General features: G+C 66.0%; 16 protein-coding genes. 6 read left to right on the top strand and 10 right to left on the bottom strand.

Annotated elements, in window-relative coordinates; translation table 11 throughout:
* Window positions 1-206 precede the first annotated feature (206 nt).
* Complete coding sequence (gene ychF / locus ACWMMN_RS02360) at window positions 207-1,301, top strand: redox-regulated ATPase YchF (protein ID WP_256085522.1); 1,095 nt, start codon at window positions 207-209, stop codon at window positions 1,299-1,301.
* 52 nt (window positions 1,302-1,353) lie between these two features.
* Here ychF and ACWMMN_RS02355 read toward each other — a convergent pair whose 3' ends face one another.
* From ACWMMN_RS02355 to ACWMMN_RS02330, 6 genes are all read right to left on the bottom strand, one after another.
* Window positions 1,354-2,589: an ISL3 family transposase gene (locus ACWMMN_RS02355; RefSeq protein WP_486422948.1), complete on the bottom strand. Its 1,236-nt coding sequence runs from the start codon at window positions 2,587-2,589 to the stop codon at window positions 1,354-1,356.
* 107 nt (window positions 2,590-2,696) lie between these two features.
* Window positions 2,697-3,758 carry a radical SAM protein gene (locus tag ACWMMN_RS02350; RefSeq protein ID WP_486422947.1) on the bottom strand — a complete coding sequence of 354 codons (1,062 nt, stop codon included), beginning with the start codon at window positions 3,756-3,758 and terminating at the stop codon, window positions 2,697-2,699.
* Between the two features lie 39 nt (window positions 3,759-3,797).
* A complete protein-coding gene (locus ACWMMN_RS02345) occupies window positions 3,798-4,667 on the bottom strand; it encodes an alpha/beta hydrolase family protein (RefSeq protein WP_342703511.1) in 870 nt (289 codons plus the stop codon).
* A 331-nt stretch (window positions 4,668-4,998) separates the two neighbouring features.
* Window positions 4,999-6,390, bottom strand: a complete 1,392-nt coding sequence (gene gabP / locus ACWMMN_RS02340; protein WP_059236385.1) for a GABA permease — start codon at window positions 6,388-6,390, stop codon at window positions 4,999-5,001.
* Between the two features lie 411 nt (window positions 6,391-6,801).
* A complete protein-coding gene (locus tag ACWMMN_RS02335; protein WP_174993788.1) occupies window positions 6,802-7,146 on the bottom strand; it encodes an MmcQ/YjbR family DNA-binding protein in 345 nt (114 codons plus the stop codon).
* Window positions 7,147-7,227: 81 nt separating this feature from the next.
* Window positions 7,228-8,493: an MFS transporter gene (locus ACWMMN_RS02330; RefSeq protein ID WP_059236389.1), complete on the bottom strand. Its 1,266-nt coding sequence runs from the start codon at window positions 8,491-8,493 to the stop codon at window positions 7,228-7,230.
* Between the two features lie 193 nt (window positions 8,494-8,686).
* Here ACWMMN_RS02330 and gcvA point away from each other — a divergent pair, with 193 nt between their 5' ends.
* The 3 genes from gcvA to ettA all read left to right on the top strand — a co-directional run bounded on the left by gcvA (window position 8,687) and on the right by ettA (window position 11,856).
* The gene (gene gcvA / locus ACWMMN_RS02325) at window positions 8,687-9,604 is read left to right on the top strand and encodes a transcriptional regulator GcvA (RefSeq protein ID WP_059236391.1); all 918 of its coding nucleotides are present in this window, start codon (window positions 8,687-8,689) and stop codon (window positions 9,602-9,604) included.
* 89 nt (window positions 9,605-9,693) lie between these two features.
* Window positions 9,694-10,002 carry a DUF3761 domain-containing protein gene (locus ACWMMN_RS02320; protein ID WP_059236393.1) on the top strand — a complete coding sequence of 103 codons (309 nt, stop codon included), beginning with the start codon at window positions 9,694-9,696 and terminating at the stop codon, window positions 10,000-10,002.
* A gap of 186 nt (window positions 10,003-10,188) precedes the next feature.
* On the top strand, window positions 10,189-11,856 hold the full coding sequence (gene ettA, locus ACWMMN_RS02315; protein ID WP_059236395.1) for an energy-dependent translational throttle protein EttA: 1,668 nt from the start codon (window positions 10,189-10,191) through the stop codon (window positions 11,854-11,856).
* Window positions 11,857-11,987: 131 nt separating this feature from the next.
* Here the strand turns inward: ettA and ACWMMN_RS02310 are convergent, their stop codons facing one another.
* From ACWMMN_RS02310 to ACWMMN_RS02295, 4 genes are read right to left on the bottom strand one after another with little or no spacing between them, the layout of a single operon-like run.
* Window positions 11,988-12,611: an HAD family hydrolase gene (locus ACWMMN_RS02310; protein ID WP_059236397.1), complete on the bottom strand. Its 624-nt coding sequence runs from the start codon at window positions 12,609-12,611 to the stop codon at window positions 11,988-11,990.
* Window positions 12,608-13,159, bottom strand: a complete 552-nt coding sequence (locus tag ACWMMN_RS02305) for a cysteine hydrolase family protein (protein WP_486422946.1) — start codon at window positions 13,157-13,159, stop codon at window positions 12,608-12,610. The genes ACWMMN_RS02310 and ACWMMN_RS02305 overlap by 4 nt, the downstream gene beginning before the upstream one ends.
* A gap of 55 nt (window positions 13,160-13,214) precedes the next feature.
* Window positions 13,215-15,029: an aminopeptidase P family protein gene (locus ACWMMN_RS02300; RefSeq protein WP_059236400.1), complete on the bottom strand. Its 1,815-nt coding sequence runs from the start codon at window positions 15,027-15,029 to the stop codon at window positions 13,215-13,217.
* Between the two features lie 18 nt (window positions 15,030-15,047).
* Window positions 15,048-15,302, bottom strand: a complete 255-nt coding sequence (locus tag ACWMMN_RS02295) for a DUF1129 domain-containing protein (RefSeq protein WP_059236402.1) — start codon at window positions 15,300-15,302, stop codon at window positions 15,048-15,050.
* Window positions 15,303-15,473: 171 nt separating this feature from the next.
* Between ACWMMN_RS02295 and ACWMMN_RS02290 the strand changes: the two genes are divergently transcribed.
* Both ACWMMN_RS02290 and hemA read left to right on the top strand, forming a co-directional pair.
* Window positions 15,474-16,238 carry a response regulator transcription factor gene (locus ACWMMN_RS02290; RefSeq protein WP_059236404.1) on the top strand — a complete coding sequence of 255 codons (765 nt, stop codon included), beginning with the start codon at window positions 15,474-15,476 and terminating at the stop codon, window positions 16,236-16,238.
* 26 nt (window positions 16,239-16,264) lie between these two features.
* A complete protein-coding gene (gene hemA, locus ACWMMN_RS02285) occupies window positions 16,265-17,563 on the top strand; it encodes a glutamyl-tRNA reductase (protein WP_059236407.1) in 1,299 nt (432 codons plus the stop codon).
* Window positions 17,564-17,596: the final 33 nt, after the last annotated feature.

Genomic DNA, 17,596 nt, shown 5'->3' with positions numbered 1-17,596 from the left:
GGGAAATCAGCAGAATCGCAGGCGGCCGATGCGGCGCGGCGGCCCGCCGCATCGGCCGTTCGGCGCAACCCCGGAATCCGGGGCGCCGGCACGGTACAATAGCGTCTTTGACCGTCGGCCCGCCGCGCTCCCCGCGCCGGCCGCCCTTTTTTCCCGCGCCGCCGTGCCCTGTCCGGCCGCGCCGCCTTACCCGTCCGAAGGATTCCATGAGTCTCAAATGCGGCATCGTCGGCTTGCCCAACGTCGGCAAGTCCACCCTGTTCAATGCGCTGACCAAGGCCGGCATCGCCGCCGAGAACTACCCGTTCTGCACGATCGAGCCGAACGTCGGCGTCGTCGAAGTGCCCGATACGCGCCTGAAGGCGCTCTCGGAGATCGTCAAGCCGGAGCGTGTCGTGCCGGCCGTCGTCGAGTTCGTCGACATCGCGGGCCTCGTCGCAGGCGCGAGCAAGGGTGAAGGCCTCGGCAACCAGTTCCTCGCGAACATCCGCGAAACCGACGCGATCACGCACGTCGTACGCTGCTTCGAAGACGAGAACGTCATTCACGTCGCCGGCAAGGTCAGCCCGATCGACGACATCGAAGTGATCAACACCGAACTCGCGCTGGCCGACCTCGGCACCGTCGAGAAGTCGCTCACGCGCTATTCGAAGGCTGCCAAGTCGGGCAACGACAAGGAAGCGGCGAAGCTCGTCGCGGTGCTCGAGAAAGTGCGCGCGCAGCTCGACCAGGGCAAGGCCGTGCGCGGCCTCGCGCTGTCGGACGACGAACAGGTGCTGCTCAAGCCGTTCTGCCTGATCACCGCGAAGCCCACGATGTACGTCGCCAACGTGAAGGACGACGGCTTCGAGAACAACCCGCACCTCGATGTGGTGCGCAAGTACGCGGAAAGCGAAAACGCGCCGGTGGTCGCCGTGTGCGCGGCGATCGAAGCGGAAATCGCGGATCTCGACGACGCGGACAAGGAAGCGTTCCTCGCCGACATGGGCATGGAAGAGCCGGGCCTCGACCGCGTGATCCGCGCGGGCTTCAAGCTGCTCGGCCTGCAGACGTATTTCACCGCGGGCGTGAAGGAAGTGCGCGCGTGGACGATCCATATCGGCGACACGGCGCCGCAGGCGGCCGGCGTGATCCACACCGACTTCGAGCGCGGCTTCATCCGCGCGCAGACGATCGCGTTCGACGACTACGTCACGTACAAGGGCGAGCAAGGCGCGAAGGAAGCCGGCAAGATGCGCGCCGAAGGGAAGGAATATGTCGTGCACGACGGCGACGTGATGAACTTCCTGTTCAACGTGTAGTGTTGCTTCGATACGCATTCAAAAAGCCCGCACTCGCGGGCTTTTTTATGGTTCATCGAGGATTACCGGGGAACGCGGCGCGGATCTTGAGGAAGAAATATTCCTCGTCGCGGTACCCGTAGGCCCTGCGTTTGATGACCTTGATGGTGTTGTTGATGCCTTCGACGACGCTGGTATTGAGCGGATGGCGGCAGCGGGCGAGGATTCCGTGCCAGTAACCCTGCAGACGCTGCGCAAACAGTTGCAGCGCGGCAATCCCGCTTTGCCGGGCTTGCTCGATCCATTGCTCCCAGGCTTTTTGCGCCCAAGCTGGCTTCTGGTAGAACCAGAGCCGCTTGAGTTCGTCGCGTAGCACGTAGACGCACAGCAACGGCTGATTGGCGGCCAGCAGTTCCTTCAGATGCACGGCCTGTTCCTGCTTCAGGTTGCGGCGGTTGCGCAGCAGCAGCCAACGACTGGACTTCAGAACCTTCCGGGCCGGCCGGTCATGGCGTAGCTGATTGGCCTGATCCACCCGTACCCGATCGATCACCTCGCGCCCGTACTTGGCGACGACGTGGAACAGGTCGTAGACCACCTCGGCTTGTGGACACTGCGCCTTGATCTCCAACTCGTAGGCCGTGGTCATGTCGATCGCGACCGCTTCGATGCGCTCGGCGACGCCCGCGGGAAGTTGTTCGAAGAAGGCCCTGGCCGTCTCGCGAGAGCGCCCCTGTCCGATCCAGAGCACTTGCCGGCCGATCGGATCGACCACCACCGTGGCGTAGCGATGGCCTTTATGTAGCGCGAACTCGTCCATCGCCAGATAGCGGATCGTTGGATAGCGGATCGTTGACCAGTCCGGCTCGGCCACGCGTGCGCGCAAGCGCATCTTGTCGATCGATTTGACCGTATGCCAGCCCAGGTCGTAGAAGGCCGCTACCGCTTGCACGCTGGCCGCTTGCAGCAACTTCTCGCAGGCCTTGGCGAATCGCTCCGTCACCCGCTGGTAGCGTCCCAGCCAGTCCAGCTTCTCCAGCCTCGGCCCGCCGCAGCGTTCGCACCAGACCCGGCGACGAGGCACATGCAACACCACCCGGTACTCGAACAGCGGCAGATCGCGCACCCGACGAACCGTCGTCTCGTGGATTTGCTGGCAACGCGCTCCGCATTGCTCGCAGTACATGACCTTGCTGACCGGCTTCAAGTACAGCGACAGCGTGCGGCTATCGCCCTGCGGCCACTCCACCCGCTCCAGCCGATAGCCTGTCCAGCAACCCAGTGCCTGAAGTGCCTTGCGATCGAGCAATTCTGCCTCCTGACCTCCATAAAGTCAGGCGTCAGGTTACGCAATCGCTCTTCAAGGCTCCACGGTTTCCTGCGATGAACCTTTTTTATTCCGGCGACCGCATCGCGTCACTGCACCTGGCAATCCAGCATGTGCCCGGCGCGGTTGCGTGGATGGTAACTCGACCAGACGAACTGACTGAAGTAGCTCTCTGCCACTTCGGTCCAGGTCCTGAGCCCACCGTCTTCCTGCAGCACGTGTCTCGCGTTGACCAGCAACCATGACATCACGGCCTGGCTGTCGCGACACTTCGTACACTCTCCTGAAGTACAACAGCGCGCCAGCGTCTGGAAGTCCGCGCGATACGCGTTGAATTTCGGCAACGCGGGCCATCCCGAAGCGAACCGCGCCTCGTTCCCCGGATGATCTTCGCTGACACTCGGGCAACTCGCATGACCGAATGTTCCCCAGTGGGTCTCGCCACGCATGAGTGCGGCCAGATAGTACGGATGGCTCACCACGGTTTCCGGGTATTTCGCCTGCAATTCGAGCAATACATTCAGGAGTTGTTCCTCACCTTGCCGGCGAAGGGGTCCTGCAACATCGTAGGCACTGTAGTAATTGAACAGCAGCCGATTTCCGTTATCCCGAATCCTGCGTACCGTTTCTTCGATATAGGCAATGCCGTCGATCGAGACGGCATAGACGAAACCAGCCCGCTCGTCGTCGCGATAATTCGCAAGTACCTTGTCGAACAGACCTGTGAAACGCTTTCCGTTCGGGCCAATCGCGCGCAACTCGTCATCGAGCGGCCCGCCGCCGAATACGGAGATCGCGATGGTGATATCTTCGAAACCCTCGAAAGGAATTCGACGGAGACCGTTCGTCGAAACGGACACCTTCGGCATGTGCTTCCGGAATATCCTGATCCGATCGAGAAACAGTGCAGGCTCGCCACCTATCAGCAATGGCGCATTGATTCCGCGTGCGGCCTCGTCCTGCACACGAGCCTCCAGCCGCGACGAATCGTTCAACTCATCCGATGCGACGTCGAACGCGTTCTCAAAGAACCAGCACCCTTTGCAGCGTAGATTGCATTGATTCGTGAGGTGGTAAAGCGACGCGCGTGTCTCCTTCGCCTCATTTCGCACTGCCTTGAAACGCGCTTTCATATCGATTGAATCGTCCATCCAGGTCTCCTGATACGAGGACGCGAGCACGCCCGAGCGTCAACCCTGCAATCCTCTGGTGAGTTCCGGCCACAGCGACGAATGCGTGCGGCGGAACATGCCGACGTGACCGATTGCCCGGCCATCACAGTTTTCCGGGCTGATGAAATGGACGTGGCGGCTGGCGTTCGGCAACCACCGCAGCCAGTCCTCGATATTGGCCAGCGTCGCAAGGGGGTCATCGGTCGCTGCGACTACCGTGACAGGAGCAGAGAATTCGTTGTAGTAGTGATGCGCAACGCCGACCCCGAACTCGTTCGCCATGTATCCGGGGCTTCGGCACCACCGAGCCCACTGAAGCCCGACGCGCGCAGGCAGATCCTCGCCCCAGCCGAGCACCCTGGCGGGGACATAGCCAAGCAGGCGAGCGGTCACCGGAACGTAGAGATCAGCCAGCAACAGCGCGGCAATGCGCGTCGCCCCCCGGATGTTGCCGACGTATCCAGATGAAGCTGATATTGCGCATAGCGAACGGATCGATGCGTGGTTCGGCATCAGGCCGACCAGTTGCGCCCCCGCGCTGTGCCCAATCAGATGGGCATCACGCGCATCGGTTGCGCCAAGGAGCCAATCGAGCGCGGCAGGCATGTCGAGCTGCCCCCAATCCTGTTTGCGGACGCGTGATCGACGGACGTGGCAGCCATTCAGCGACGCACCCATCCCCCGATAGTCGAATACGAATGTCGGATAACCACCATTGCGTAGCCACTCCGCGAATGCGAAATAGAAGGACTGACGCAATCCGGTAGCAGGACAGACGAGTACGGGAGAGCGGGAACCGGCCTCCGCCGGAAAATAGGTTCCTCGAAGCGCGTACCCGTCAACGGCGTGAAACTCGACACGTACCCGGGCAGTCGGTTGTCCGGTCATTGCCCGGACCTCAATGCACCGGGGCAGGGACGTGCGTCATGTGCGATGACGCACAACTTGGCTCGCTTCGAAACTTGAGCACACAACAAAGCCCACCAAATCGATTGCGCCATCGATTCACTCCGGCTGTCGAAGTGGTCAATGTATGCAGGGGCCGTCGACAATGAAATCAGACGAGTTCGATTCTTCGCCCTTAAATTTCGCCCCTATCTCGCCGTCCTCCCCCCGCAACGACATCCGCACCGCAAAAAGACAAATGGCCCGACCGGCAAACGCCGATCGGGCCATTTTTCATGACCGGGGCTCCCCGCCCCGCTGTCACGTTACTGCATCACGTTGCCGACACCCGCCGCCCCGCGTTCGCCTGCGCATCGCGACCGCGCTTGTTCAGCCACGACGCGAACAGCACGATCAACGCCAGCACGGCCGTCGCACCGACCTCCATCCGGTGATCCTCGCTGACGAACATCACGGTCAGCGTGCCGCAGATGAACAGGATCACGAGCCACGTGAGCCACGGGAACAGCCACATCCGCAGCGTCAGGTCGGCGCCGGTCGATTCGAGCGTCTTGCGCATCCGCAGTTGCGAGATCGCGATCACCAGATACACGAGCAGTGCGATCGCACCCGACGTTGCGAGCAGGAAGCCGAACACCTGTTCCGGCATCAGGTAGTTCGCGATCACGGTCACGAAGCCGAATGCGGTCGACGCGAGCACGGCCGCACGCGGCGTGCCGGTCGAATCGGTGCGATGCAGGAATGCCGGCGCATCCTTGCGCTTCGACAGCGAGAACAGCATCCGCGACGCCGTGTACAGCGCCGAATTCAGGCAGCTCGCGACCGACACGAGCACGATCACGTCGATGATCGCCTTCGCGTTCGGGATGCCGATCAGTTCCATCGCACGCTGATACGAGCCGTGCTTCGGCAGCAGCGGATCGTTCCACGGCACGATGGCCGCGACGATCAGGATCGAGCCGAGATAGAACAGCGTGATACGCCAGATGACCGAATTCGTCGCGCGCACGATCTGGCGCTGCGGGTTATCCGATTCGGCGGCCGCGATCGTTACGATCTCGGTGCCGAGGAACGAAAACATCGTCGTCAGCATCGCCGCCAGCACCGCGCCGGCGCCATTCGGCATGAAGCCCTGATGCGCGAACAGGTTCGACACCCCCGATACGGCGGGCGCCGGGATGATTCCAACGATCGCCGCCCCGCCGATACACAGGAACACGACAATCGCGACGACCTTGATCAGCGCGAACCAGAATTCGAATTCGCCGTAGTTCTTGACCGAGAAAAGGTTGGTGATCGTGAGCAGCAGCGTGATGCCGAGCGCGAAGATCCAGGTCGCGATGCCCGGGAACCACGCATTGAGGATGGTCGCGGCGGCCGTCGCCTCGATCGGGATCACGAGCACCCAGAACCACCAGTACAGCCAGCCGATCGTGAAGCCGGCCCAATGGCCGATCGCGCGATCGGCATAGGTCGAGAACGACCCGCTGTCAGGATGCGCGACGGCCATTTCGCCGAGCATGCGCATCACCAGCACGACCAGCACGCCCGCGATCGCATACGCGAGTATCGATGCCGGCCCGGCTTCCGCGATCGCGTGGCCGGAGCCGACGAACAAGCCCGCGCCGATGACGCCGGCAATCGACATCATCGTCACGTGACGCTGCTTCAGGCCCGTGCCGAGGCCTGTGTTGCTTCCACTCATCTGTCTCTCTCCAAAAAACGGTTCCGGTACGACCGGGTGTCGCGTGAAGGCGGCGCGGGGAGTTGTCGTTCTTGAATCCGGCTGCGACCGCGCGTGCGTCGCACGCGGGCATGAGGCCGGATGGGGCCGTTCGGATCGGTGTGCCCGCGCAGTCTGCGAAGCTGCGGGTGCGATGCAGCGCACCGGGCGCCGGCGCATCGCGTACGCCCTTTCCGTCGGCTGTCGTCAGCCGCCTTCGAAGCGAAGGAGTGTAAGCATCAAACGGTTCTTCACTAAGAACCAATTGAAGAATTTCGATGGAACCACTTGTTGCATCGATGCGAAACGATGCAACGCTTGCTGCGGTTCGGCGACGGCTCGCGCGCCGGTGCGCTCGTCACGGGCATGCCGGCCGCATTGCGCGCAGGGCACTCAGTTCGCGTCGCGTGCGGCTTCGTCCCGCCACTTCGCAGGTACGATCGCGTGCCATTCTCGCAGAAGCAGGCTTTTCACGGCGTCGGGATGCGCGGCCGACAGGCGCACCAGTACGATCGGCCAGCCGGCATAGTGATCGGTCACGTAATACACGCCGGGTTCCGATTCGATCAGCCATGCGCGTTCGTCGGGACCGACACCCTTCACGACGAGCGTGTCGCCGTCCTCGCGCAGCCGCGCGAGCATCTTGCCCTTCACCTTGAGCGCGGGCGTGCCGTACGACGTGCCCTCCTCGACACCGCGCCACGCGAGCGCGATCTGCCGGACTTCGTCGAATGTCACGATGCCTCCCCGACCGTTCGCCGATGGTTGACGGTCCGGCCACCCTACCGGAAATCGCACGATGCGCCCAGTCGGGTGCGCCTATCCGCCGGTTGCGCGCGCGGCCGCCGGCGCCCGTCCGGTGGTCGCGACAATCGCAAACGCGATCGCATTCGCGACGGCGCTCGCGAGGATCGGCACCAGATAGCCGCCGCCTGCGTCGTAGATGAAGCCGGCGGCCGCCGGCCCGATCAGCGTGCCGAACGCGACGCTCGTGTACAGGATGCCGATGATCGCGCTCACGTTGCGCCCGCCGAAGTAGTCCATCACGACGGCCGGCAGCACGGCGACCCAGCCACCGTAGAACACGCCGAACACGAGCGCGAACGCGGCCAGCGTCGCGACGGTGCCGGCGCCCGCCCACGCGACGAGCGCCACGGCCATGCCGGCGAACATCGCGAGCAGCGACGCGCGGCGGCCGAAGCGGTCGGCGAGCCCCCCGAGGAAGAAGCGGCCGGCCGTGCTGCCGACGCCGATCGCGCCGAGCAGCAGCACGGCCGTCGATGGCGCGACGCCATGATCAAGCGCATACGGCACGAGGTGGACGAACGGGACGAACACGCCGAACGAGCAGACGAGGCAAGCCGCATAAAGACTCGCGAACGGCCGCGACGTGACGGCTTCGCGCACCGTCGCGCCGGCCCGCACGTTCGCGCCGGCCGACGCAGCACGGGCATGCCGGCCACCGTCGCCGGCGACATCGCCGTCCGGCAACAATCCGCGCCCGCGCGGGTCGTTCTCGATCAGCAGCGACATGCCGGCGCCCAGCACGACAGCGATTGCGGCCAGCGTGAAATACGCACCGCGCCAGCCGACATGCGCAATCAACGCGGACGCGAGCGGCGGCATCACGAGCGTGCCGACGCCGATCCCCGCGACCGCGAGCCCCGACGCGAAGCCGCGCCGCCGCACAAACCAGCGCTGCACTGCGCCGACGGCCGGCACGTATGCGCAGCCGACCCCGAGACCGACGCCGAGACCGTACGCGACATACACCTGCAGCAGCGACTGCGCGGCGCCGGCGGCCGCGAGCCCGGCGCCCGTCAGCAGCATCCCGGCGACGGCGAGCCGCCGCGAGCCGAAGCGATCGGCCAGCGGCCCGCTGACGATGCCGAAACCGAAATACAGGAAGCCGGCGAGCGAGAACACGAGCGAGATCTGCCCGCGCGACGCGGCGAAATCCCGCTGCAGCGACTCGACGAACGCGCTGAACGTATACGCGCTGCCGAACCCGACGAACGTGACGGCGAACGCGGCCGCGACCACGTACCAGCCGTAGAAGAGGCGCGAGGCGCCCGGGCGGTTCATGACGATGCTCCTCTCAGGTTCGACCGGCCGCCGGGCGGCGTCCGGATTGCCTCATGGATATAGATGAACTATGTTGATCGCATCGGCCGTCAAAGGACGGCCACGCAGCACGCGACTCGATACGTCAACGGTACTCGCGCACATGCATCGCCTCAAACGATATTTCGTCGGCCTTTCGCTTTAGAAAAACTAAATGAATCGTTCCCGCCTGCCGCCGCTCAATGCACTGCGCGCGTTCGAAGCGGCCGCCCGCCACCTGTCGGTGAAGTCGGCCGCCGAGGAGCTGTCGGTCACGCCCGGCGCGGTGAGCCAGATGATCCGCACGCTCGAGACACACCTCGGCGTGCAGCTGTTCGAGCGCGTGAACCGAGGCATCCTGCTGACGGCCGCCGGCCGCGACTACCTGCCGCCGGTGCGCAACGCATTCCGGCAGATCGCCGACGCGTCGCAGCGTGTATCGGGCGCCGCCGACAGCGGCGTGCTGACGGTGAGCGTCACGCCGTTCTTCGCGTCCGCGTGGCTCGTCCCGCGCCTCGCGCAGTTCAGGCACGCGTGTCCGGACGTCGACCTGCAGGTCGTCACGAGCCACGCACTGGCCGATTTCTCGCGCGACGGCGTCGATGTCGCGATCCGCCACGGCCTCGGGCGCTACATCGGGCTGTGCGGCGAGCGCCTGTTGACGGTGGAAATCGTCGCGCTCGCGGCGCCCGATCTCGTCGCGCGGCTCGGCATGCCGGCGACGCCGGCCGACCTCGTCGGCTGGCCGCACTTGCACGACGCCGAGCGCAAGGGCTGGCACATCTGGTTCGGCGCGCAGCGGATCGACGATTTCGGGCCGCCGCGCGGCCCCGCGTTCGACGACTCGGGCCTGCTGCTGCAGGCGATCGTCGCCGGCCAGGGCGCCGGGCTGCTGCCGGCCGCGATGGTGCGCGGCGAACTGGCCAGCGGCCGGCTCGTGCAGCTGGCCGACGTCGCGTGGCTCGACGATTTCGCGTACTACCTCGTCTATCCGCCGCATCACGCCGAACGGCCGAAGGTCGCGGCGTTCCGCCGGTGGATCCTCGACGCCGCGCAGGCCGACGGCGCGGCGTCGATGACCGGCGCGGCGTAGTGTCGCCTGGCTGTCCGGCGCCGATCCGCTAACATGCGGCGCGGGCCATCGGCCCGGCATCGATAACAACAGACCGACCGGGAGAGACCATGCCTGCCCTGCTCCGCCGCGCGACGCACATCGCGGCCCTGTCCGCCGCGCTCTTCGTCGCGTGCGCCGCGTTGCCCCATGCTGCGCACGCCTATCGCACGTCACCCGGCTACGGCAACGAAGCCGATCTCGACCGTCACGACACGTATCGCAACCGCGACGGCGAAACCGTGCATGCGCCCGCGCATTCGAAATCGGGCCGCGTGCCGGACGGCGCGAGTGCGCGCTGCCGCGACGGCACGTACAGCTTCAGCCGCCACCGGCGCGGCACGTGCTCGGGGCATGGCGGCGTCGCCGCGTGGCTGTAACGCGGCGCATCCGGATGGCTGCGCCGCGCCAGCGGCAGCCGGCGGCGAAGTACAATACCCGCTCGCGCCGCCGACACGCGGCGACGCCGCCGCGCCCCGCGCGGCACGCTCCGTACCGAATCCCCCGACGCCGCCACGCCCGCGCGCTGCGCGGCCGTCTCAACCACTTCTGACTTTCACACCGAAATGGCCCAATACGTTTTCACGATGAACCGGGTCGGCAAGATCGTGCCGCCCAAGCGCCAGATCCTGAAGGACATCTCGCTGTCGTTCTTTCCCGGCGCGAAGATCGGCGTGCTCGGCCTGAACGGCTCGGGCAAGTCGACGCTGATCCGTATCATGGCGGGCGTCGACAAGGACATCGAAGGCGAAGCCACGCCGATGCCGAACCTGAACATCGGCTACCTGCCGCAGGAGCCGCAGCTCGATCCGACGAAGACCGTGCGCGAAGCCGTCGAGGAAGGCCTCGGCGACCTGTTCCAGGCCAACAAGAAACTGGAAGAAATCTACGCGGCCTACGCGGAGCCGGACGCCGACTTCGACGCGCTCGCGGCCGAACAGGCGAAGTACGAGGCGATCCTCGCGTCGAGCGACGGCGGCAGCCCCGAGCAGCAGCTCGAAGTGGCGGCCGACGCGCTGCGCCTGCCGGCGTGGGACGCGAAGATCGAACACCTGTCCGGCGGCGAAAAGCGCCGCGTCGCGCTGTGCAAGCTGCTGCTCGAAAAGCCGGACATGCTGCTGCTCGACGAACCGACCAACCACCTCGACGCCGAATCGGTCGACTGGCTCGAGCAGTTCCTGGTGCGCTTCCCGGGCACCGTCGTCGCCGTCACGCACGATCGCTACTTCCTCGACAACGCCGCCGAGTGGATTCTCGAACTCGACCGCGGCCACGGTATTCCGTGGAAGGGCAACTACAGCAGCTGGCTCGACCAGAAGGAAGAGCGCCTGAAGCAGGAAGAAGCGTCGGAATCGGCTCGCCAGAAGGCCATCAAGAAGGAACTGGAGTGGGTGCGCCAGAACCCGAAGGGCCGTCAGGCGAAGTCGAAGGCACGTATCGCGCGCTTCGAGGAACTGAGCAGCCAGGAATACCAGAAGCGCAACGAAACGCAGGAAATCTTCATTCCGGTCGGCGACCGCCTCGGCAATGAAGTGATCGAATTCAAGAACGTCAGCAAGGCGTTCGGCGATCGCCTGCTGATCGACAACCTGAACCTGAAGATTCCGGCCGGCGCGATCGTCGGCATCATCGGCCCGAACGGCGCCGGCAAGTCGACGCTGTTCCGGATGCTCACGGGCAAGGAGCAACCGGATTCGGGCGAAGTCGTGATGGGCCCGACGGTGAAGCTCGCGTACGTCGACCAGAGCCGCGATGCGCTCGACGGCTCGAAGACGGTGTTCGAGGAAATCTCGGGCGGCGCCGACGTGCTGACGGTCGGCAAGTACGAAACGCCGTCGCGTGCGTATATCGGCCGCTTCAACTTCAAGGGCGGCGACCAGCAGAAGATCGTCGGCAACCTGTCCGGTGGCGAGCGCGGCCGTCTGCACCTCGCGAAGACGCTGATCTCGGGCGGCAACGTGCTGCTGCTCGACGAACCGTCGAACGACCTCGACGTCGAAACGCTGCGCGCGCTGGAAGACGCACTGCTCGAATTCGCGGGCTCGGTGATGGTGATCTCGCACGATCGCTGGTTCCTCGACCGGATCGCGACGCACATCCTCGCGTTCGAAGGCGATTCGCAGGTCACGTTCTTCGACGGCAACTACCAGGAGTACGAGGCCGACAAGCGTGCGCGCCTCGGCGAGGAAGCCGCGAAGCCGAAGCGTCTGCGCTACAAGCCGATCAGCCGCTGAGCGGCGCGGCCCGGGCGCCCGGCACTGCGGCAACGCGGGGCCGGATGCCGAAGGGGCCGCTTCCGGAGCGGTACAAGGAAAAAGCGGGCCAATGGCCCGCTTTTTTTATCTGCGCGGCCCCGGCCCGACGCTTACGCGAGCGCGCCCAGTTCGCGCAGCCGCGCCTCGGTCGACGCCGCGCTCGTGTGGTGTATGCCGTGCCAGCCGAGCGCCGTCGCGGCTGCCGCGTTCTTCGGGTTGTCGTCGATGAACACGAGCTCGTGCGGCGCGATGCCCGGCAGGTGCGGTTCGATCCGCGCATGCATCTCGTGATAGATCGCGGGATCGGGTTTCACGAGCTTCACGCGGCCGGACACGACGATCTCCTTGAAGCGCTGCAACACCGGGAAGTTGTCCCACGCATACGGGAACGTCTGCGCGGACCAGTTCGTCAGACCGAACAGCGGCATCCCCTGCGCCTCCAGCCGGTCGACGAGCGCGGCGCCCTCCTCGAGCACGCCGCCGATCATCTCGTGCCAGCGTGCATAGAACGCGCGGATCGGCGCCTCGTGCGCCGGAAACTTCGCGACGAGCTCGGCCGTGCCTTCCTCGATCGTCTGCCCGCCGTCCTGGCGGATCACCCAGTCCATCGCGCAGACGTGCGTGAGGAACCAGCGACGCTCGGCGTCGTCCGGAATCAGTTCACGGTACAGGTACTCGGGGCTCCAGTCGATCAGCACGCCGCCGAAATCGAACACCACAGCCTTGATCGTCATGCGAACTCCACAGTCAGTACTTCCGCGAGCGGACGCGGCGTCACCGCGTTGCCCGACAGCGAGTTGTTGTTCCAGATGAAGTGGTGATGCGCGACGATCTGCGCGGCCGACAGGTGCGCGCGCTCGTTCGTCGTGTGCAGGTCGGACACGACGGTCGTCCGGTAGCCGAGCAGCGCGGCACGGCGTGCAGCCGAATCGACGCAGAACTCGGTCGCATAACCGCAGATCAGCACCGAACGGATGCCGTGGCGGTCGAGCTGCGCCGCGAGCGGCGTGTCGTGGAACGAATCGCTCATCTGCTTGCGCACGCGCCAGTCGTCGGTGCCGACGACCAGCCCCGCATGCAGCTCCCAGCCCGGCGTGCCGGGGACGATGTCGTCGTCCGCATCGCCGTCGTGCTGCACGAAGCAGACGGGCGCGTTCGCCGCGCGCGCTGTCGCCGTCAGCCGGTTGATGCCCGACACGACGTCGTCGAGCCGGTAGGCGGGCTGCGCCCGCTCCACCAGCCCGCGCTGCATGTCGATCACGATCACTGCGGTGTCCGTCATTGGCTGCCCTCGGTTTTGTCGTTCGGCCGTGGTCCGGCCGTTATCGCATGTTGCGTCAGATCGGCTGCGTGCGCGCGTCCAGCCACGCCTTCGCATCGCCGCTCAGGTGGCGGCCGACGCGCTCGCGCACCGTCGCGTGATACGTGTTCAGCCACGCCCGCTCGTCGTCGTGCAGCATCTCGATCAGCACGCAGCGCGTGTCGATCGGACACAGCGTCAGCGTCTCGAACGCGAGGAAATCGCCGAATTCCGTCTTCCCGGCCGCGCGATTCACGACCAGGTTCTCGATCCGGACGCCCCACTTGCCCGGGCGGTACACGCCCGGCTCGATCGACGTGATCATGCCCTCTTCCATCGCCGTGTACGGCTCGGCCGGCGCGTAGTGCGAGATGACCTGCGGGCCTTCGTGCACGTTCAGGAAGTAACCGACGCCATGCCCGGTACCGTGCCCATAGTCGAGCCCGGCCGCCCACATCGGCGCGCGCGCGATCGCGTCGAGCATCGGCGAGCGGATGCCGCGCGGGAAGCGTGCGCGCGACAGCGCCATCATCGACTTCAGCACGATCGTGAAATCGCGCCGCTGCAGGTCGCTGACGGTGCCGACCGGCACGACGCGCGTGATGTCGGTCGTGCCCGTCACGTACTGGCCGCCCGAATCGATCAGCAGCAGGCCGTCGCCGGCAATCGTCGCGTGCGACTCGCGCGTCGCGTGATAGTGCGGCATCGCGCCGTTCGCGTTGAAGCCCGCGATCGTCGCGAAGCTCGCCGACACATAGCCGGGCCGCCGGGCGCGCGCGGCCGTGAGTTTTTCCTCGATCGTCAGCTCGGTGATCGTCTCGCGGTTCACGGCCTGCTCGAACCACGTGAAGAACTCCGCGAGCGCGGCGCCGTCGTGTTCCATCGTCACGCGCACGTGCTCGATCTCGGCGGAGGTCTTGCGCGACTTCGCGAACGTCGACGGATTCACGGCCTCGACGAGCTTCACGCCGGCCGGCACGGCCTCGAGCGTGCCGAACGTCACGCGGCGCGGATCGATCAGCAGCGTCGCGCCGTCGGGCAGCGCCGCGAGCGACGCGCGCGCGGCGTCGTATGCGCGAACGTCGACGCCGTCCTGGGCAAGCGACGCGGCCAGCGCCGGCGGCACCTTGCCATCGGCGACGAACAGCGTCGCGCGATCGGCACCGATCATTGCGTGCGCAACGAATACGGGATTGAAGTTGACGTCGGCGCCGCGCAGGTTGAACAGCCACGCGAGATCGTCGAGCGTCGACACGAAATGCCATTGCGCGCCCTGCGCGTGCATCGCGCGGCGCACATCGGCCAGCTTGCTCGCCCGCGTCGTGTCGGCCTGCGGCGCGACGTGCTCGAACACCGCGTCGCCGGGCAGCCCCGGCCGCTCGGGCCAGATCGCATCGAGCAGGTCGAGATCGGTCCGCAGCGCGATGCCGCGCGCGCTCAGCGCGGCCGTCAGCCCGCGCGCGGCCGCGACGCCGAGCACGGCGCCGTCGACGCCGACCGTCGCACCCGCGGCCACGTTCTGCGCGAGCCAGTCGACGTGGGGCGCGCTCTGCTGCCCGCCCGTCATCTTCATCAGTTGCACCCCCGTGCCGGCCAGTTCGGCGTCGGCCTGCACCCAGTAGCGGCTGTCGACCCACAGCCCCGCGAAATCCGCGGTCACGACCAGCGTGCCGACCGAGCCCGTGAAGCCGGACAGCCAGCGGCGCGCCTGCCAGCGTTCGGGCAGGTATTCGGACAGATGGGGATCGGCGGACGGCACGAGATAGGCGGCCAGGTCCTCGCGGGCCATGGCGTCGCGCAGCAGCGCGAGGCGGGCCGGCACCGGCGAGACTTCGGGAAGACGGGCATTCATGATTTCACCTGAGGGCATTCAGCGACGGGCCGACAGCGCGACCGTCACGGCTACGGCGAGGAACGCGACGCCGGTGCAGACCGGCCATTCGAGCGTCTCGCCATCGTAAAACAGTCCAGAGAGATTGCCGGCCATGCGGGCGGCGACCGCCCCGACGATGCCGGCGAGCACCGCGATCCACCACGCCGGCCGGCCCGTGCGCCGCATCGGATGCAGCCAGCGGCCGAACAGCCCGACGGCCGCTCCCAGGACAAGGATTCCAAACCAGTTCATTCGACGCCTTCTATAAATTCAGATTCGTCCCATAGGCGTGAACGTTGCCAGCGGCTAGCATCGACTCATCCATCGAACCCGAGACCAGCCGGGCGCCGCGAACATTCGAGTGTAGGGGCCGACTCGACGTTATGGCAAGCGCACACCGGCTGCCATATTGAAGAAATTCTCATGCGAATCGCTCTGATCGATCCGGAATCGCGTCATGTCGCACTCCTGAACCGCCTGCTCTTCGCGGGCGGTCACGTGTGCCACGCGTTTCCGTCCAGCACCGCATTCTTCGAGTGGCTCGCCGCCGACAACACCTGCGACATGCTGGTCACCGGCCACTGGGCCGGCGACCAGCCAGCCCAGGAAGTCATTCCGCGCGCACAGGCAGTCCTGCCCGGCCTGCCGGCCATCGCCGTGATGCAATCGCCGCGAGAGAGCGAAATCGTCTCGTGCCTGCACGCAGGCGCCGACGATTGCCTGGTGCGCCCCGTGAGCGGGCCCGAGCTGCTCGCGCGCGTCAACGCGCTGAGCCGGCGCGCCGGCGTACGCCGGCCGCCGACCCGCTCGCGCGAAACGTATGGAGAATACGCATTCGATGCCACACATTGCCTCGTGCGCTTCGGCGACGCAATCGTTTCACTCACGCCGAAGGAGTTCCGCTTCGCGCAGTTGCTGTTCGCGAACCTGTCGCGCCCCATATCCCGCGCCCATATCCTCGAAACGGTGTGGGCACGCCGCCGCGACATGAAGTCGCGCACGCTCGACACGCACGCGTCGCGGCTGCGCAGCAAATTGCAGCTGCTTCCCGAGCGCGGCTACCGGCTGCTGCCGATCTACGGCTTCGGTTATCAGCTCGACCGCGTGCCGATCGAACCCCCAAATTCGCGGCCCCGCCACGCCGATGCCCGGTATGCGTCGAGTGAGGAAATCGCTGAAACGCTATAATATGGGGCTAAACGATAGCCCTCGATATGCAACTCCTCACGATCGGAATCAACCACCACACTGCGCCTGTCGCCCTGCGCGAACGCGTGGCGTTTCCGCTCGAGCAAATCAAGCCGGCTCTCGTCACGTTCAAGAACGTGTTTCTCGGCCCCCAGGCACCCAATACGCCTGAAGCGGCGATCCTCTCCACCTGCAACCGCACCGAGCTGTATTGCGCGACCGACGACCGTGCGGCCCGCGAAGGGGCGGTCCGCTGGCTGTCGGAGTATCACCGGATTCCGGTCGACGAGCTCGCGCCGCACGTCTATGCGCTGCCGCAGTCGGAAGCGGTCCGTCACGCGTTCCGCGTCGCATCCGGCCTCGATTCGATGGTGCTCGGCGAAACGCAGATTCTGGGCCAGATGAAGGATGCCGTCCGCACCGCGACGGAAGCCGGCGCGCTCGGCACCTATCTGAACCAGCTGTTCCAGCGCACGTTCGCAGTGGCGAAGGAAGTCCGCGGCACGACCGAAATCGGCACGCAGTCGGTGTCGATGGCCGCCGCTGCAGTTCGCCTCGCGCAGCGGATCTTCGAAAAGGTGTCCGATCAGCGTGTGCTGTTCATCGGCGCCGGCGAAATGATCGAGCTGTGCGCGACGCACTTCGCCGCGCAAAGCCCGCGTGAGCTCGTCGTTGCGAACCGCACGGCCGAACGCGGCCAGCGGCTCGCCGAACGCTTCAACGGCCGCGCGATGCCGCTGGCGGACCTGCCCACCCGCATGCACGAATTCGACATCATCGTGTCGTGCACCGCGTCGACGCTGCCGATCATCGGCCTCGGCGCGGTCGAGCGCGCGGTGAAGGCGCGCCGCCACCGGCCGATCTTCATGGTCGACCTCGCGGTGCCACGCGACATCGAGCCCGAAGTCGGCAAGCTGAAGGACGTGTTCCTTTACACCGTCGACGATCTCGGCGCGATCGTGCGCGAAGGCAACGCGTCGCGCCAGGCCGCGGTTGCACAGGCCGAAGCGATCATCGAGACGCGCGTGCAGAATTTCATGCAATGGCTCGACACGCGCAGCGTCGTGCCCGTGATCCGTCACATGCATACGCAGGCCGATGCGCTGCGCCGGGCCGAAGTCGACAAGGCGCAGAAACTGCTCGCACGCGGTGATGATCCGGCTGCCGTACTCGAAGCCCTGTCGCAGGCGCTGACCAACAAGCTGATCCACGGCCCGACGAGCGCGCTCAACCGCGTGAACGGCGCCGATCGCGATTCGCTGATCGACCTGATGCGCGGCTTCTACCAGCACGCGCCGCGCTCGAACGACCAGTCCGGCCACTAGCGCCGCCCGGTCGCCCTGCCGCCGGCCGCGAGC

Source organism: Burkholderia cepacia complex sp. TUM26381 (assembly GCF_057439935.1).
This window is presented reverse-complemented; position numbering and strand designations above follow the sequence as displayed.

Bases quoted from the DNA above. Each gene is read 5' to 3' on its own strand.
- ychF (WP_256085522.1), top strand. From the start codon at position 207: ATGAGTCTCAAATGCGGCATCGTCGGCTTGCCCAACGTCGGCAAGTCC.
- ACWMMN_RS02350 (WP_486422947.1), bottom strand. From the start codon at position 3,758: ATGGACGATTCAATCGATATGAAAGCGCGTTTCAAGGCAGTGCGAAAT.
- ACWMMN_RS02345 (WP_342703511.1), bottom strand. From the start codon at position 4,667: ATGACCGGACAACCGACTGCCCGGGTACGTGTCGAGTTTCACGCCGTT.
- gabP (WP_059236385.1), bottom strand. From the start codon at position 6,390: ATGAGTGGAAGCAACACAGGCCTCGGCACGGGCCTGAAGCAGCGTCAC.
- ACWMMN_RS02330 (WP_059236389.1), bottom strand. From the start codon at position 8,493: ATGAACCGCCCGGGCGCCTCGCGCCTCTTCTACGGCTGGTACGTGGTC.
- gcvA (WP_059236391.1), top strand. From the start codon at position 8,687: ATGAATCGTTCCCGCCTGCCGCCGCTCAATGCACTGCGCGCGTTCGAA.
- ACWMMN_RS02320 (WP_059236393.1), top strand. From the start codon at position 9,694: ATGCCTGCCCTGCTCCGCCGCGCGACGCACATCGCGGCCCTGTCCGCC.
- ettA (WP_059236395.1), top strand. From the start codon at position 10,189: ATGGCCCAATACGTTTTCACGATGAACCGGGTCGGCAAGATCGTGCCG.
- ACWMMN_RS02310 (WP_059236397.1), bottom strand. From the start codon at position 12,611: ATGACGATCAAGGCTGTGGTGTTCGATTTCGGCGGCGTGCTGATCGAC.
- ACWMMN_RS02305 (WP_486422946.1), bottom strand. From the start codon at position 13,159: ATGACGGACACCGCAGTGATCGTGATCGACATGCAGCGCGGGCTGGTG.
- ACWMMN_RS02300 (WP_059236400.1), bottom strand. From the start codon at position 15,029: ATGAATGCCCGTCTTCCCGAAGTCTCGCCGGTGCCGGCCCGCCTCGCG.
- ACWMMN_RS02295 (WP_059236402.1), bottom strand. From the start codon at position 15,302: ATGAACTGGTTTGGAATCCTTGTCCTGGGAGCGGCCGTCGGGCTGTTC.
- ACWMMN_RS02290 (WP_059236404.1), top strand. From the start codon at position 15,474: ATGCGAATCGCTCTGATCGATCCGGAATCGCGTCATGTCGCACTCCTG.
- hemA (WP_059236407.1), top strand. From the start codon at position 16,265: ATGCAACTCCTCACGATCGGAATCAACCACCACACTGCGCCTGTCGCC.